Origin of the sequence: Streptomyces sp. L-9-10 (assembly GCF_004151105.1) — a bacterium.
GTDB lineage: Bacteria > Actinomycetota > Actinomycetes > Streptomycetales > Streptomycetaceae > Streptomyces.
Window position 1 is genome coordinate 463 of the sequence record NZ_PHRF01000093.1, and the last position, 12,684, is coordinate 13,146.

General features: G+C 69.6%; 13 protein-coding genes. 8 read left to right on the plus strand and 5 right to left on the minus strand.

Annotation, left to right across the window (positions count from 1 at the left end; translation table 11 throughout):
- Nucleotides 1-42: 42 nt before the first annotated feature.
- The gene (locus CU044_RS38695; protein WP_030350807.1) at nucleotides 43-228 is read right to left on the minus strand and encodes a hypothetical protein; all 186 of its coding nucleotides are present in this window, start codon (nucleotides 226-228) and stop codon (nucleotides 43-45) included.
- 82 nt (nucleotides 229-310) lie between these two features.
- Nucleotides 311-514, minus strand: coding sequence for a hypothetical protein (locus tag CU044_RS21310; RefSeq protein ID WP_129770332.1), 204 nt, complete (start codon nucleotides 512-514; stop codon nucleotides 311-313).
- A 352-nt stretch (nucleotides 515-866) separates the two neighbouring features.
- Between CU044_RS21310 and CU044_RS21315 the strand changes: the two genes are divergently transcribed.
- The 4 genes from CU044_RS21315 to CU044_RS21330 are packed head-to-tail and all read left to right on the plus strand — an operon-like array spanning nucleotide 867 to nucleotide 4,407.
- The gene (locus CU044_RS21315; RefSeq protein WP_129770333.1) at nucleotides 867-1,823 is read left to right on the plus strand and encodes an ABC transporter ATP-binding protein; all 957 of its coding nucleotides are present in this window, start codon (nucleotides 867-869) and stop codon (nucleotides 1,821-1,823) included.
- Complete coding sequence (locus tag CU044_RS21320) at nucleotides 1,820-2,587, plus strand: ABC transporter permease (RefSeq protein WP_129770334.1); 768 nt, start codon at nucleotides 1,820-1,822, stop codon at nucleotides 2,585-2,587. Before CU044_RS21315 ends, CU044_RS21320 begins: the two co-directional genes overlap by 4 nt.
- 30 nt (nucleotides 2,588-2,617) lie before the next feature.
- Nucleotides 2,618-3,802 carry a histidine kinase gene (locus tag CU044_RS21325; protein ID WP_129770335.1) on the plus strand — a complete coding sequence of 395 codons (1,185 nt, stop codon included), beginning with the start codon at nucleotides 2,618-2,620 and terminating at the stop codon, nucleotides 3,800-3,802.
- Complete coding sequence (locus CU044_RS21330; protein WP_129770336.1) at nucleotides 3,802-4,407, plus strand: response regulator transcription factor; 606 nt, start codon at nucleotides 3,802-3,804, stop codon at nucleotides 4,405-4,407. The genes CU044_RS21325 and CU044_RS21330 overlap by 1 nt, the downstream gene beginning before the upstream one ends.
- A gap of 213 nt (nucleotides 4,408-4,620) precedes the next feature.
- On the opposite strand, the gene CU044_RS21335 is transcribed toward CU044_RS21330, so the two are convergent.
- Genes CU044_RS21335 through CU044_RS21345 form a run of 3 tightly spaced genes read right to left on the minus strand, consistent with a single transcriptional unit; the run spans nucleotide 4,621 to nucleotide 8,939 of the window.
- On the minus strand, nucleotides 4,621-5,283 hold the full coding sequence (locus CU044_RS21335; RefSeq protein WP_129770337.1) for a GPP34 family phosphoprotein: 663 nt from the start codon (nucleotides 5,281-5,283) through the stop codon (nucleotides 4,621-4,623).
- Between the two features lie 39 nt (nucleotides 5,284-5,322).
- Nucleotides 5,323-6,324: a glycosyltransferase family 2 protein gene (locus CU044_RS21340; protein WP_129770338.1), complete on the minus strand. Its 1,002-nt coding sequence runs from the start codon at nucleotides 6,322-6,324 to the stop codon at nucleotides 5,323-5,325.
- Entirely contained in the window at nucleotides 6,318-8,939 is a 2,622-nt protein-coding gene (locus tag CU044_RS21345; RefSeq protein WP_240045752.1) for a YfhO family protein, read from the minus strand. Before CU044_RS21345 ends, CU044_RS21340 begins: the two co-directional genes overlap by 7 nt.
- Nucleotides 8,940-9,451: 512 nt before the next feature.
- On the opposite strand from CU044_RS21345, the gene CU044_RS21350 reads away from it, so the two are divergent.
- From CU044_RS21350 to CU044_RS21365, 4 genes are all read left to right on the plus strand, one after another.
- Complete coding sequence (locus tag CU044_RS21350) at nucleotides 9,452-9,910, plus strand: hypothetical protein (RefSeq protein WP_129770342.1); 459 nt, start codon at nucleotides 9,452-9,454, stop codon at nucleotides 9,908-9,910.
- A 79-nt stretch (nucleotides 9,911-9,989) separates the two neighbouring features.
- On the plus strand, nucleotides 9,990-10,586 hold the full coding sequence (locus CU044_RS21355; RefSeq protein WP_129770340.1) for a toxin: 597 nt from the start codon (nucleotides 9,990-9,992) through the stop codon (nucleotides 10,584-10,586).
- A gap of 66 nt (nucleotides 10,587-10,652) precedes the next feature.
- Nucleotides 10,653-12,065, plus strand: a complete 1,413-nt coding sequence (locus CU044_RS21360; RefSeq protein WP_240045753.1) for an MAB_1171c family putative transporter — start codon at nucleotides 10,653-10,655, stop codon at nucleotides 12,063-12,065.
- Entirely contained in the window at nucleotides 12,062-12,655 is a 594-nt protein-coding gene (locus CU044_RS21365) for a hypothetical protein (protein WP_129770341.1), read from the plus strand. Before CU044_RS21360 ends, CU044_RS21365 begins: the two co-directional genes overlap by 4 nt.
- Nucleotides 12,656-12,684 lie beyond the last annotated feature (29 nt).

Sequence of the window (12,684 nt, forward strand, 5' to 3'; positions counted from 1 at the left end):
CATCTCTGGCCCGGCAGAATTGCATTCAGGTACTGCCTGTGACTAGAGCTGCGTGGCCGGCGCCGAGCCGCCGCCGCGACCGAGCTCGAAAGCGCCGATGACGGCGGAAGAGACCGCCACGCCGCCCAGGAACGCACCCGGGGTGGCCAGCACCGGGGTGGCGTCGGGGAATACCTTCCCCTCCGCCGGAATGTCCATCTCGTTCACTGCCTCGATGATGTTGTTCATGCTTTTCCTCCTAGCAACAGTTCGATTTGGTGAATGAATGTGCGTTCCGCGCAGGTGGTGTGAAAAACCACTGCGGGGAGTTTTAGCCGACAGCCTTGCCGAGGGCGTAAGCGCCACCGACGAGGGTCGCGCCGCCGACGAACGCGCCGACGACCTTGGCGCCACCGATGGCGGCGAGGGCGGCGGCCGGGGTCGCCAGAACCGGGGCCTGCTCCGAGTTGGACTCGCCCTGGTCGATGGTGCCGAGGTCCAGCTTCTCGTTGAAGTACGAGACGATCTCCACCATGGGATGCTCCGCTTTCTGCTATGTGTTGGCTGCACGCATTCCACGTGCTGGATGCACGCGTCGGACGCACGCACTGAAATCCAGCCAGTAATCGGACCGATACCGGTCATATTGGTGACTCTCGGTGCGTTATACGCGGGTAAACCTCCGCGACTGTCGCAGCGATCCCCCCGGCGTGCGGTTGGATGAAAGCACCCGTGCCAACAAGGCCAGTATGACGTAGGTCACAGTGGCATTCGGAATGGGATCATCCGTCTCCTGACATGTGTCACAAGTCGATATGACGTCCGTCATCACAGGCCATGACAGTTCTCATCGGGGTGGGCGTCATTCATCGGGGACGATTTCGCCCATGGATGCCAATGGAGCAGAAAATGTGATCGAGGTCACAGACCTTTGGCGGCGATACGGGCCCGATGACAAGCGGGGCTTCGCCGCCGTTCGAGGCGTCAACTTTTCCGTCCCGAAGGGCGAAATATTCGCTCTGCTCGGGACAAATGGCGCAGGAAAGACCTCTACGGTCGAACTCCTCGAAGGTCTCGCCCGTCCCACCGGTGGCAGCATTCGCCTTTTCGGCGCGCACGACCCCTTTACCGACCGGAAGCACACCCGGCCGCGGACGGGCGTCATGCTCCAGCACGGCGGTTTCGCCACCGACCTCACGGTCGACGAGACGGTCCGTATGTGGGCGTCCGTGACCACCGACCCCCGCCCCGTCGCCGAGGCCACCGAGATGGTGGGGCTCGGACACCGCGGCGACGTCACCGTCAAAAGCCTCTCGGGCGGCGAGAAAAGACGTCTCGACCTCGCCATGGCCACACTCGGCCGGCCCGATCTGCTCTTCCTGGACGAGCCGACGACCGGAATGGACCCCGAGGGCCGCCACGACACCTGGCGGATCATCGAGCGGCTCAACGACGACGGCGCCACCATCGTCCTGACCACGCACTACCTGGAAGAGGCCGAAGGGCTCGCCGACCATCTGGCCATCATGCACCAGGGCGAGATCGCGGCATCCGGAACGGTGCACGAGATCGTCGCCGCCCACCCCTCGTCCCTCAGCTTCCGCCTCCCTCCGGGGCTCGGCACCGACGACCTCCCCTCGACGGACGACCTGCGGGCCACCGTCACCGCCGGCAAGGACGGCCGGATGGAGCTGTCCACCGACGACCTCCAGCACACCACGACCGAAGTCCTGTTCTGGGCACGCCACAAGGGCATCGACCTGAAGGAACTCGACGCCAGCTCCGCCTCCTTGGAAGAGGCGTTCCTGCGCGTCGCCCGGACCGCCGCGAGGGACACCGAATGAGTACTGCCGTCGCCCATCTCACCGCGCTCAGCAAGGTCGAGCTGAGCCTCTTCGCCCGGAGCAAGACCAACCTGTTCAACGTGCTGGTCATCCCCGTACTGATCACCATGGGCACGACCACGTTCATGGACCAGTACGACCTGGCGGGCGCGGGTCTCGCCATGGGGCAGGTGATGATCTCCACCTCCGCGGGCATCGTCCTGGTGATGGCCCTGTACGCGCCGCTCACCGGCGTCTACGTACTGCGCCGCGAGGACCATCTCCTCAAGCGGCTGCGCACCGGCGAGGTCCACGACACCGTCATCCTGGCCAGTCCGGCCGTCCCCATGATCGTGGTCGCCGTCCTCCAGTTCGCCCTGATCGCCGGGGCCGTGACGGTCATCGCCGGCCTCGGCGCGCCCGCCGCCCCGCATCTGGCGCTCCTCGGCATCGTCTTCGGCGCCCTCCTGACCACCGCCGTGGCCGCGCTCACCACCGCCGTGGCGCGCACCGCGGAAAGCGCCCAGGGAGTCAGCACGATGGGCTTCCTCTTCCTGCTGCTGACCTCAGGAACCCTTATCCCCATGGGTGTTCTGCCGGACATCTTCGGAGACGTCCTCGGATACTTCCCGCTCACCCCCGCCATCAGCCTGGTCCAGTCAGGCTGGACCGGAGAGGATGCGGGCCTGGGCTCCACTCTCATCAGGGTCGCGACGATCGCCGCCTGGACCGCCCTGGCGGCCTGGGGCGTACGCCGCTGGTTCCGGTGGGAGCCCAGAGACTGACAGCATGACCAACGGGGAAGAGGAAGCGAAATGGGGACCTCGCTGCACCAGACCAACGTGCACAAGGCCACGGTCTACACACGGTGGACGCTCTGTTCCATGCCGTGGCTCCTGCTCGCTTCCCTCCTCTGGCCGTTACTGGCACAACTACAGCGCGGCGGTGCGCCGACCTCGGCCGTGGGGCTGGCGGCCGCGCTCACGACCATCCAGGGAATCGGCGCGACCACGGCCGTGGCCTACGGCATCGGGCGGCACATCCTCCCGGTACCGCTGCTGCTCGGGATCGGAGCACTCACCGTCCTCCAACTCGCGCTGATGCCCTACCTGTACGACGCGGAGTGGCTGACCGGCACGCAGTCGATCGCCACCTTGTCGGTCGTCCTGGCGCTGCCGCTCGCCTTCGCGCTGTCGCCCACGGCCGATCTGCGCCTGTACGCGGGCGCCGCGCTCGCCGAGACCGCCGTCGCCACGACCGTGAGCCTCGCTCTCGACCCGCGGATGCTGCTGCCCGTGCTGACCGGCACCGCGACGGGATGGGCGGTCATCGGCCTCCTCATGCACTCCTCCGTCTGGTTCCTGGCCGTCATGTGGCAGCTGGACGCGGCCCGGGAGTCACAGGCCCGGCTGGTCGTCGCGGAGGAGCGGCTCCGGTTCGCCCGCGATCTCCATGATGTGATCGGGCGGAACCTGTCCGTCATCGCGCTCAAGGGCGAACTGGCCGCGCGGCTCACCCAGCACCCCAAGGCGCAGGCGGAGATGGTCGAAGTGCAGCGCCTCGCGCGCGAAATGCACAAGGAGATCAGGGACGTCGTACGGAACTACCGCACCACCGACCTGGAAGCCGAACTCGACGGCGCCCGCGCGGTCCTGGAAGCGGCCGGCACGACCTGCGTCATCCATCACGCCCCGCCGACGGGCGGTTTCGGCGAGAAGACCCAGATCGCGCTGGGATGGGCCGTCAGGGAGGCCGTCACCAACGTACTGCGGCACTCCCACGCCACCCACTGCACCATCACCGTGGACCGCCGCGACGGCGAGGGAACGCAGCTCCAGATCACCAACGACGGTGCCATGCCCGTCGGCGATCCCGGCCAGGGGACCGGTCTGGACGGGCTGACACAGCGGCTCTCGCCCCTCGGCGGCGACCTCTGCCACGGCTACGGGCCGAAGAACACCTATCGCCTCACTGTGCGCATACCGAACGGGGAATCGTAATGATCCGGATCCTCCTCGCAGATGACGAACACCTCATCCGCGGCGCGCTGGCCGCACTGCTGACCTTCGAACGCGACCTCCAGGTCGTCGCCGAAGCCTCGACCGGCCCCGAGGCCGTGGCCATGGCCCGCCATCACAAACCCGATGTCGCCGTTCTCGACCTCCAGATGCCCGGCAAGGACGGCATCACCGTGGCGGAGGATCTCAGCCGCAGTCTGCCCGGCTGTCAGACGCTGATCGTCACCAGCCACGGTCTGCCCGGCCATCTCAAGCGCGCGCTGGCCTCCGGGGTCCAGGGCTTCGTCTCCAAGACCGTCTCCGCGCAGGAACTCGCCTCGATCATCCGCAGCGTCCACGGCGGCAGCCGCTACATCGACTCCACCCTGGCCGCCGACGCCATCAGCGCGGGTGACTCGCCGCTGACCTCGCGGGAGGCCGATCTGCTCACGCTGGCCGCGGACGGCGCGCCGATCGAGGACATAGCGGAACGGGCGGCGCTGGCGCAGGGGACCGTACGCAACTACCTGTCGGCGGTGACCACCAAGCTGGGAGTGGAGAACCGGCACGCCGCCGCGTATCTGGCGCAGCGGCGCGGCTGGATCTGAGCGAGCGGTACGGGCCGCCTCGCGGTACGGGCCTGCTGACGGACCGACCCGCCTCCGTACACCGGTGTATCCGATCCGGCGTACGGAGGCGGTCGCGCGCCGCTCGGGCGCACGACCGCCGGGGAGTACCGGGCGGCGGGGAGTACCGGGCGGCGGGGAGTACCGGGCGGCGGTCAGTGCCGGGCGCCGGTCAGTACCGGGCGGCGGGGCGCGTCAGTTGGCGCCCATGACCGCCCCGATCGCCGTCGAGGTGACGATCACCGTCAGCGCGGTCTCCGCCGCGTCGATGATGCCGCGCACGGCGGGCGACGCCCACTGGCCCTGGGCGATCTCCGCCATCCGCGGCTCGACCGCGCGCGCGTCGCCGTCCGGGAACGCCAGCTTGTGCAGCTTCGCGCCGTGCAGCAGGGCCACCAGCCCGGCCGTACGGTCGTCGGGGGTCTCGCCCCGGCGGACCACCTCGTCGAGCCGCTCCCGTACCGACGCCTCGGCCGAGCCGTCCGCCTCCGGGTAGCGGCGCACGGGGAAGAGCCCCAGCACCTTCTTGGTCTCCTTGCGGACCAGTCCCTTCTCCACGAGACCGTCCGTCGCGCCGGCCACCGCGGGCTTCTTCAGGTGGTGCAGCCAGTCCTTGACCTTGCCCGGCTTCTCGTACCCGACGATGTCGGCGAGCGCGGCGTCGAGGCTGGGCACGCCGAGCGGCGCGGGATCGCGGACGGCGACCACCTCGTCGGTCACCTCGATCCGCCCGGCCAGCGCGAGATCCACGAGGGACGCCGCCGCGATCGCCCAGGCGACCTTCTCCGGCTCCTTCTCGTAGCCCCACTTGTCGTCCAACGAAAGCAGTAACAGCTGTTCGCCCAGCGTGGTTTCCATATCAGTTGCCTCTCCGGGTGCCGTGGGGGGTAAACGCGTTCAGCGTACGGGCCGCCCCACCCGTCGGTCCGGCCCGGCGGGCGCCGCAGACGGGACGCCCGCCGTCGGGGTGTTGGTCGCCTTCACGAGATAGTGCGGGCGCCGCTTCACCTCGTAATAGATGCGCCCGATGTATTCGCCGACGATCCCCATCATCGATATCTGAGCCCCGGCCAGTGCGGTGATGACCACCAGGAGCGTCGCGTATCCGGGAGTGTCCACGCCGCTCGTCAGTACTCCCCCCACGATCCATACGGCGTACACGGCGGCGATCGCCATCAGGCCGACACCGAAGTGGAACGCGGCGCGCAGGGGTTTGTTGTTGAAGGAGAGCAGGCCGTCCAGACCGTAGTTGAGGAGTTTCCCGAAGCTCCATTTGCTCTGGCCGTCCTCGCGAGCGGCGTTCTCGTAGGAGAACGTCGTGCTGGGATAGCCCACCCACGCGAAGAGGCCCTTGGAGAAACGGTTGTACTCGGTGAGGGCCGTGACGGAGTCCGCCGCCCGGCGCGAGAGCAGCCGGAAGTCCCCCTCTCCGTCCACGATCTCCACATCCATGAGGCGGTTGATGAGCCAGTAGTAGGCCCGCGCGGTGAGGGTGCGGGTGATGCGGTCCCCTTTCCGGGTGCGCCGGGCGATGACCTGGTCGAACCCCTCCCGGTGCAGTTCCACCATGCGTGGAATGAGTTCCGGGGGATGCTGGAGGTCCGCGTCCATGATGACGAGCGCGTCACCGGCGGCGTGTTCCAGACCGGCGAGCATCGCGGCTTCCTTGCCGAAGTTGCGGCTGAAGGAGATGTAGCGGATACGGGGGTCCTCGGCGGCGAGTGCGCTGAGACGGAGGAGTGTTCCGTCGTCGCTGCCGTCGTCCACGTAGACGAATTCGAGTGAGGAGCCGAGATCGGGGCCGAGGTCGAGCGCGGCGGTCTCCTGGGTGAGGCGCTCGTGGAAGCGCTCGATGACCGCTTCCTCGTTGAAGCACGGAACGACGACGGAGATCAGCATGGTGCTCCCTGACGGGTCTTTCGCCGCGACGAGCGTGCGCGCAGGCCGCTGCGGGCGAGGAGGACGAGAAGGACGAGGAGGGAGGCTCCGCCCAGCAGCGCGCCGACGCGCAGGCCCGGGGGCCTGAAGTCGCAGCGGACGGTGGTCGGGGCCGAGGATTCGGCGAGCGGTACGGCGATGAGGCCGAGGTACGCGTCGGCTGGCCGCGGTGCCGAGGAGCCCGCGGCACACCGCCAGCCGGCGATACGCGGAACGGCGAGCACCGCGGTCCTCCGGGCGCCCGGGGGGAGTTCGGCGGTCACGGTGTGGCCGGAGACGCGGACCTCGGTGGCTCCGGTGGCCTTGAGCCGGTGCACGGACTCGCTCAGGCGGCCGGTGTCCAGGCAGCCGAGAGCACCGTCCGGGATGGTGCCGCCGTCTTCGGGGGTGAGTTCGACCGTGACGCGCCCGGAGGGCGGAACGGTGCCGAGCGGCTGCATCGAGGCGATCTTGGTGACGGGGTGGTCGGCCCGGAACCGGCCCACGGGGGTACGGGACTCGGCGCCGGACGCGGTCGCGGAGCCCGCAGCGGAGCCCGCAGCGGAATCGGTCGCGGAGGTCGTCGCGGAATCGGTCGCGGAGTCGGTCGCAGAGGTCGTCGCGGAGCCCGCGTCCGTCAGGCGCGCCGTGCCCGAATAGTGCGGTGCCCACAGCTGCACCTCGCTGCCCGCCGGACAGGACGCCGTGATCCGGGCGGTGGCTCCGGGGTTCGTCTCGGCTGGCCGCACCCTGACGGGCCGGATCCGGGGCACCGTATAGACCCGGGCGCCGAGCAGCTTCTCCTGGTTGCGGAAGGGCGAGGCCCCGAACTCCGGTACGGGACCGGCGGGCCGGACGGTGACCAGCGGCGGCACCTCCCGCCGCGTGACCACCGGAGTGCCGCCCTCCGGGGGATTCCACCTCTGGTACGGGTCGGGAGGCGACCGCACCCGCGCGCCCACGGAGAAGAGGACGTCCGTGACCTGGTTGTCCAGGCTCTGCACCGACCGTCCCCGCGAGGTCCAGCCGCCGCCGAGCGCCGTGAGCGTACGGCTGAGCACATCGGAGGTCAGGCTGCTGTAGTACTGGGCGCCCTGGCCGCCGACGAGCAACGGGTCGTTCCCGACGGTCTGTTCACGGCCCGGTTCGGTGCGGTAGCGCGGCCAGACGTCCGCCCGCGCGACGGCGTCGCGCTGGTCGCGCTGGCGCGCGCCCCACGGCGCGTAGTCGTCCGAGTGCGCCAGCCTCAGCCGGTCGGAGAGGGCGGCGGTCCCCGCGGACTGGCCCAGTTGGACGCTGATCAGCAGGGCCGCGCAGCAGGCGACAACCCGTCGACGGGGCCGGCCGGCCGCCATGACGGTCAGCACGACGACCCCCGAGGCGGCGCCCACCAGCGCGATCGGGACCGACCACGTGTACACGAGAGTGCTGAAGCTCGCGCCGGCCGCGACGAGCGCGAGCAGTCCGCTCGCGGCCAGCACCGGACGCAGGCCGGGAACCCCGTGGGCGAACGACCACCACGCGGCGATCACCAGCAGTCCGCACAGGACGAACGCCTGGCGGTAGGCGCTCCCGTTGGGGGTGCTGAACGCGTTCCAGACCAGATGCGTGGGCCCCCACTGGAACGACAGCACCACCCCCGCCACGAGCACCGTCAGCACCAGGCGCGCCCGGCGCGGCACCGCCGGGTTGAACGGCAGGGTGAGGGCGAGCAGCAGCGCCGCGGTGTTCACGTAGACGCCCGGGGTCCCGAAGCTGTACGTGGTGGGCAGCAGCCGGGCGAACACATCGGTCCACGGGACCGCGGAGAACACCGTGTTCCGGCCTGGGTACGCGTGCCGCGTCCCGAAGTAGACGACCACCACCACGGGCGCGGCGAGACCCATGCCCAGCACGGTGGTCAGGGCGGCCCGCCGCAGCGCGACCAGACGCTCCCGGACGGTGTGCGAGCCGGCCAACAGCCGTGCGAGGAGCAGCAGTCCGGCTCCGAGCGTGGCCATGTACGCGGTGTAGAAGTTGGCGGTCCAGACGACCGCGACCACCAGCGCGCCGAGCACCGGGCGACGGCCGGCCGTCGCCCACTCGCCCACCAGGCAGAGCGGGGGGAAGGCGATCAGGCCGTCCAGCCACATCGGGTTGTGCGCGCCGTCCGCCACGGCCCACCCGCACAGGGCGTACGAGCCGCCCAGCGCCCCCGCGACCCACCAGCGTCCGGGGCGCAGCCGGAGCAGCAGCCAGGCCATCGCGGCACCGGCCGCGGCCAGTTTCACGACGGTGATCACATAGACCGCGAGATCGATCTCGTCCCGTGGGAAGAGCGCGACGAGCGGGGCGAAGGGGCTGGTGAGGTACGTACCGAGATCGGGCAGCAGGCTGGAGCCGAAGCCGGACCGCCAGTTGACGAACAGATCGCCGTCGGCCCTGCCGTGCAGCAGGTCCCACAGATAGGCGTGGTACGGGACGTACTGGTTACCCAGATCGTTCACGCTGCGCGTCCGCGGGCCGAACGGAAAGACACGCGCGATCGCGTTACCGGCGCACAGCGCGGAGGCGGCGATCAGGGCGGCCAGACACGCGGCGCGGCTGATTGGTTTCACACTGAGAGCTGTCCTCGGAGCCCGCCGCGTTGCGGTGATGTAGAGCACATCCGGCGTCAACACCGCGCCCGTGCCGCCACGCGTCCGGGAGCTCCGAGGCCGATCCGCTGTCGGAATTCCCTGACGAGGGGTCATAATGGGACGCGTAGCCCTTCGCGCATCCCCCGTCGCGAAGGGCTACGCCTCTTGGCCGCAGCCGGATTCGCCGCCCGTGAGTCGCACGGGCGGGGGACTCCCCTCGTGGCCCCCCGCCCGTGTTTTTTCGAGTTAACAGTGACGTAGAGTGTTTGCGCAAGCCAGTTCCGGCGCTCGGACGTCCTGACCGGGGGCCGGTTACCGTACGAGCCCGTTGACCGAAATGGGGGGCCAGCATGGACAACGGTGTCAACCCCGCCGCGATCGGCGACGGCAACGGCGGCGACAACAGCGACCAGGACCACGACCTCGACCAGGGGCGCGACCGCGAAGGGCACGTGCCGGAGCTGCGGACGCTGCGGCAGAAGGTCGAGTACATGGTGGAGAAGACCTTCCCGGGCCGGAAGATCTCGGGACGGGTCTTCGCGGACCTCGTCAAGGAGCGCGGCGGCTCCCTCTCCCACAGCTACTTCTCCAACATCCTCGCCGGGAAGGTCACCCATCCGTCGGAGGAGATCCTCCGGGCCCTCGGACTGGGTTTCGGTGTGGACTGGCGCTTCTTCAAGGAGGAGTCCGAGGTCGTCGACGATGTCGTGGCCGGACTCCAGTTCCTCGCGAAGCGCCGCACGGGAGAGATCAGCGGAATCGCGGCGCGCGGTCTGGACGACGACGGTCTGCCGCCGGAGCTGCTGCAATTCGCGCTTTCCCTGCTGGAGGACACCAAGGCGAGGCGGAGCGGTGGCGGTGGCGGTGGCGAGGACAGTGGCGGTGGGAGCCCGGACGCGAAACCGGACGCGACCACGGGCCCGGAGCCGGAGCCGGAGCCGGAGCCGTAGTAGCGGCGCTCGCATGGCTGTTGGCTAGAATCGCCGCCCGCACGTCACACGCATGTGCGATAACGATCAAGAGGCCCCCATGTCCATGCGCGCGTTGCGGAGAGAGTGCGAAGCCGGACTGGCCGATCTCCCCATTCCCGCGCCCTTCGGCGTCGCGGCGCTGGTGGCGAACATGGAAGCGGCCCGGGGCCGGACGATCGTTCTCCACGAACTGCCCGACCGGCTGGCCCGTCTCAACGCCGCCTGCGGACTGCGCCTCAAGTCCGGCGACACCAGTTTCGTCCTCTACCGCCGGCGCCCGACCGCGTACCAGACCCAGCATGTGATCCTGCACGAGCTGTGCCATGAGTGGTTCGACCACGGCACCACACTCGGCGAGGACCAGCTGCGGCAGCTGCTGCCCGTCTTCGACACCTCGCTGATCAGCCGGGTCCTCGCCCCGGACGATCCGCCGGAGTTCCCTCCCGCGATCACCGACGCCCTGGAGTCGGGCGGCCCGATCCAGGCCCGCGCGCAGTACGACACCCATGACGAGCGGGTGGCCGAGTTCGGCGCCTCGCTCATCCCCCGCATGGCCAGGGACGTGACGAGCGATGACATGGTGGGCCGGCTGGCCAACTCGCTCTCACGTCCGGTCGCCCACCGCCGCCGCGGCGGCTTCTTCCGCCGTACGTGACCGAGCACCGCCGGAACCCCCGGACATCTCCCCACCCGCAAGGACTCACCGCATGAGAATCGCCCCGTGACCCCGCTCGACCTCGCCGGATACCTCATAGCCGGTCTGATGACCGCCGTCGCGCTGTGGCGTATGCCGGCCGCGCTGTGGGGAGATGAGGAGGACAAACGCCGACGGGCCCTGTGGGGGTGCTACGCCGGATTCGCCATCGCCCTGTGGACCAAGACCGAGATCGTACGCATCGGGCTCAACAACAGCCCCGTCACCGATCTCTCCGTACTGATCAAGCACTACACGGCGACCATCGCGATCCTGGCGATTCTCAGCTACATCGTCGCGATCTACGGGCGCTACCCCGACGACGGGGAGATCCCCCGGCACGTACGGTTCGCGCGGCTGATCCAGCATGTGGCGGCCAAGGCCTCCGTCGCCACGCTGATCCTGCTGACCGTGCTCTTCTTCACCGTGGTCGACCGCTCCGTACCCTCGGACCGCTTCGTCTCCGACCACGCCGGTCAGTGGGGCGCGACGCTCTATATGAGCGTGTTCTACCTCTACCTGGGCACGGCATCCGCTGTCTGCGCCTACCAGTGGGCGCTGGCGACCCTCGACGCGCGGCTCCGTCATCTGCGCGTGGGGCTGGGCATGATGACGTTCGCCATGTTCATCGGCGTCGGATACACCGTCAGCCGGACGCTGTTCATGTGGGTCAGCGTCATCGACCAGCCCAGCGAGACGTTCGCGCGGACCTTCGACGAGGTCACCGAGGTCGCGCAACTCGTCCTGTTCGCCTTCTTCGCGCTGGGCGCGTCCCTGCCCGCGTTCAGCAAGGGCTGGCGCCGCGCGAAGCTGTGGCGGGCGCAGATGCGGCTGCACCCGCTGTGGCGCGAACTGATGACGGCCTTTCCCGACCAGCCCTTCGCCCCGCCGGCTTCGCTGCCGCGCGAACTGACGCGGTTCGACACCCCCGCGGATCTCCGGATCGACCGGTGGGCCGCCGATATCGCGGACGCGGTCGAGAAGCTGCGGCATTACGTACCCGACAGCCTGCACCGGGCCGCGAAGCGGGCGGCGGCGGACGACTTCGCCGTTGATTCCGGCGGGCGTTCCGGAGGGAACTCCGGCAGCGACTCCGTCGAAGAGCGGTGGACAGGGCCGCTCGCCGACGCCCTCTGGATCAAGGCGGCCCTCACCGCGAAGGCCGACGGCGCGCCCGCCGGCCGGGCAGCGGCCATCGAGCCGAACCACGCCGTCGACCAGGACGGCGAGGTGGCCCGACTGGTGCGCGTGGCCGCCGCGTTCAAGACGATCACCCCCGAACGGACCCGGCACGTCCTGGACATCATGGAGGGCACGGAGGGCACGGCCGGCGCGGAAGTCACGGAGGGCACGGAGGGCACGGCCGGCGCGGAAGTCACGGACGGCACGGAGTCCCCACGGTCCCAGCAGACCAGCACGTCGACGGAGAGAACCGCATGACCACCACCGCCCCGGCGGACCGCGCCGTCACCACGGCCCGCACCGTCACCGACATCCTCCAGCCCCGCAACGTCCTGCTGGTGGGCATGCTCGCCATCGGACTCGCCGCCGCGCGGGACTGGACCGGCCTGCCCTGGGGCCTGCTCGCCGCCCTGTGCGCCGGGCTGATACCCGCCGGCTACATCGAATGGGAACGCAAGCGGGGCACCTGGGGCGACCGCCATGTCGTCGACCGTACGAAACGCGCGCCGATCTTCTTCGTCATCCTCGGCTCCATCGGCACCGGCTCCGTCATCATGCTGCTCGGCAACGCCCCGGCGGGCATCCTCGTCTCGATGCTCGCCCTCTGGGTGATGACGGTCCTGATCCTGGCCGTCAACACCGTATGGAAGATCTCGGTGGACTCGGCGGTCGCGTCGGCGGTCGTGGCACTGCTCGCCGCGGTCCACTCCCCCTGGTGGCTGCTCGGGTACGCCATGACCATCGCGGTGTGCTGGTCCCGCGTAGCCCTGACGTACCACACCCGCGCCCAGACGATCGCCGGAGCGACCCTGGGCGCGACGACGGCGGCGGCGTTCCTGTTCGTGTGAGTGGAGCGCCTGTGAGTGGGCGGGGTGGG

Coding starts and splice junctions, on each gene's coding strand:
- CU044_RS38695 (WP_030350807.1), bottom strand. CDS start 228: ATGAACAACATCATCGAGGCAGTGAACGAGATGGACATTCCGGCGGAG.
- CU044_RS21310 (WP_129770332.1), bottom strand. CDS start 514: ATGGTGGAGATCGTCTCGTACTTCAACGAGAAGCTGGACCTCGGCACC.
- CU044_RS21315 (WP_129770333.1), top strand. CDS start 867: ATGGATGCCAATGGAGCAGAAAATGTGATCGAGGTCACAGACCTTTGG.
- CU044_RS21320 (WP_129770334.1), top strand. CDS start 1,820: ATGAGTACTGCCGTCGCCCATCTCACCGCGCTCAGCAAGGTCGAGCTG.
- CU044_RS21325 (WP_129770335.1), top strand. CDS start 2,618: ATGGGGACCTCGCTGCACCAGACCAACGTGCACAAGGCCACGGTCTAC.
- CU044_RS21330 (WP_129770336.1), top strand. CDS start 3,802: ATGATCCGGATCCTCCTCGCAGATGACGAACACCTCATCCGCGGCGCG.
- CU044_RS21335 (WP_129770337.1), bottom strand. CDS start 5,283: ATGGAAACCACGCTGGGCGAACAGCTGTTACTGCTTTCGTTGGACGAC.
- CU044_RS21340 (WP_129770338.1), bottom strand. CDS start 6,324: ATGCTGATCTCCGTCGTCGTTCCGTGCTTCAACGAGGAAGCGGTCATC.
- CU044_RS21350 (WP_129770342.1), top strand. CDS start 9,452: ATGGTGGAGAAGACCTTCCCGGGCCGGAAGATCTCGGGACGGGTCTTC.
- CU044_RS21355 (WP_129770340.1), top strand. CDS start 9,990: ATGTCCATGCGCGCGTTGCGGAGAGAGTGCGAAGCCGGACTGGCCGAT.
- CU044_RS21365 (WP_129770341.1), top strand. CDS start 12,062: ATGACCACCACCGCCCCGGCGGACCGCGCCGTCACCACGGCCCGCACC.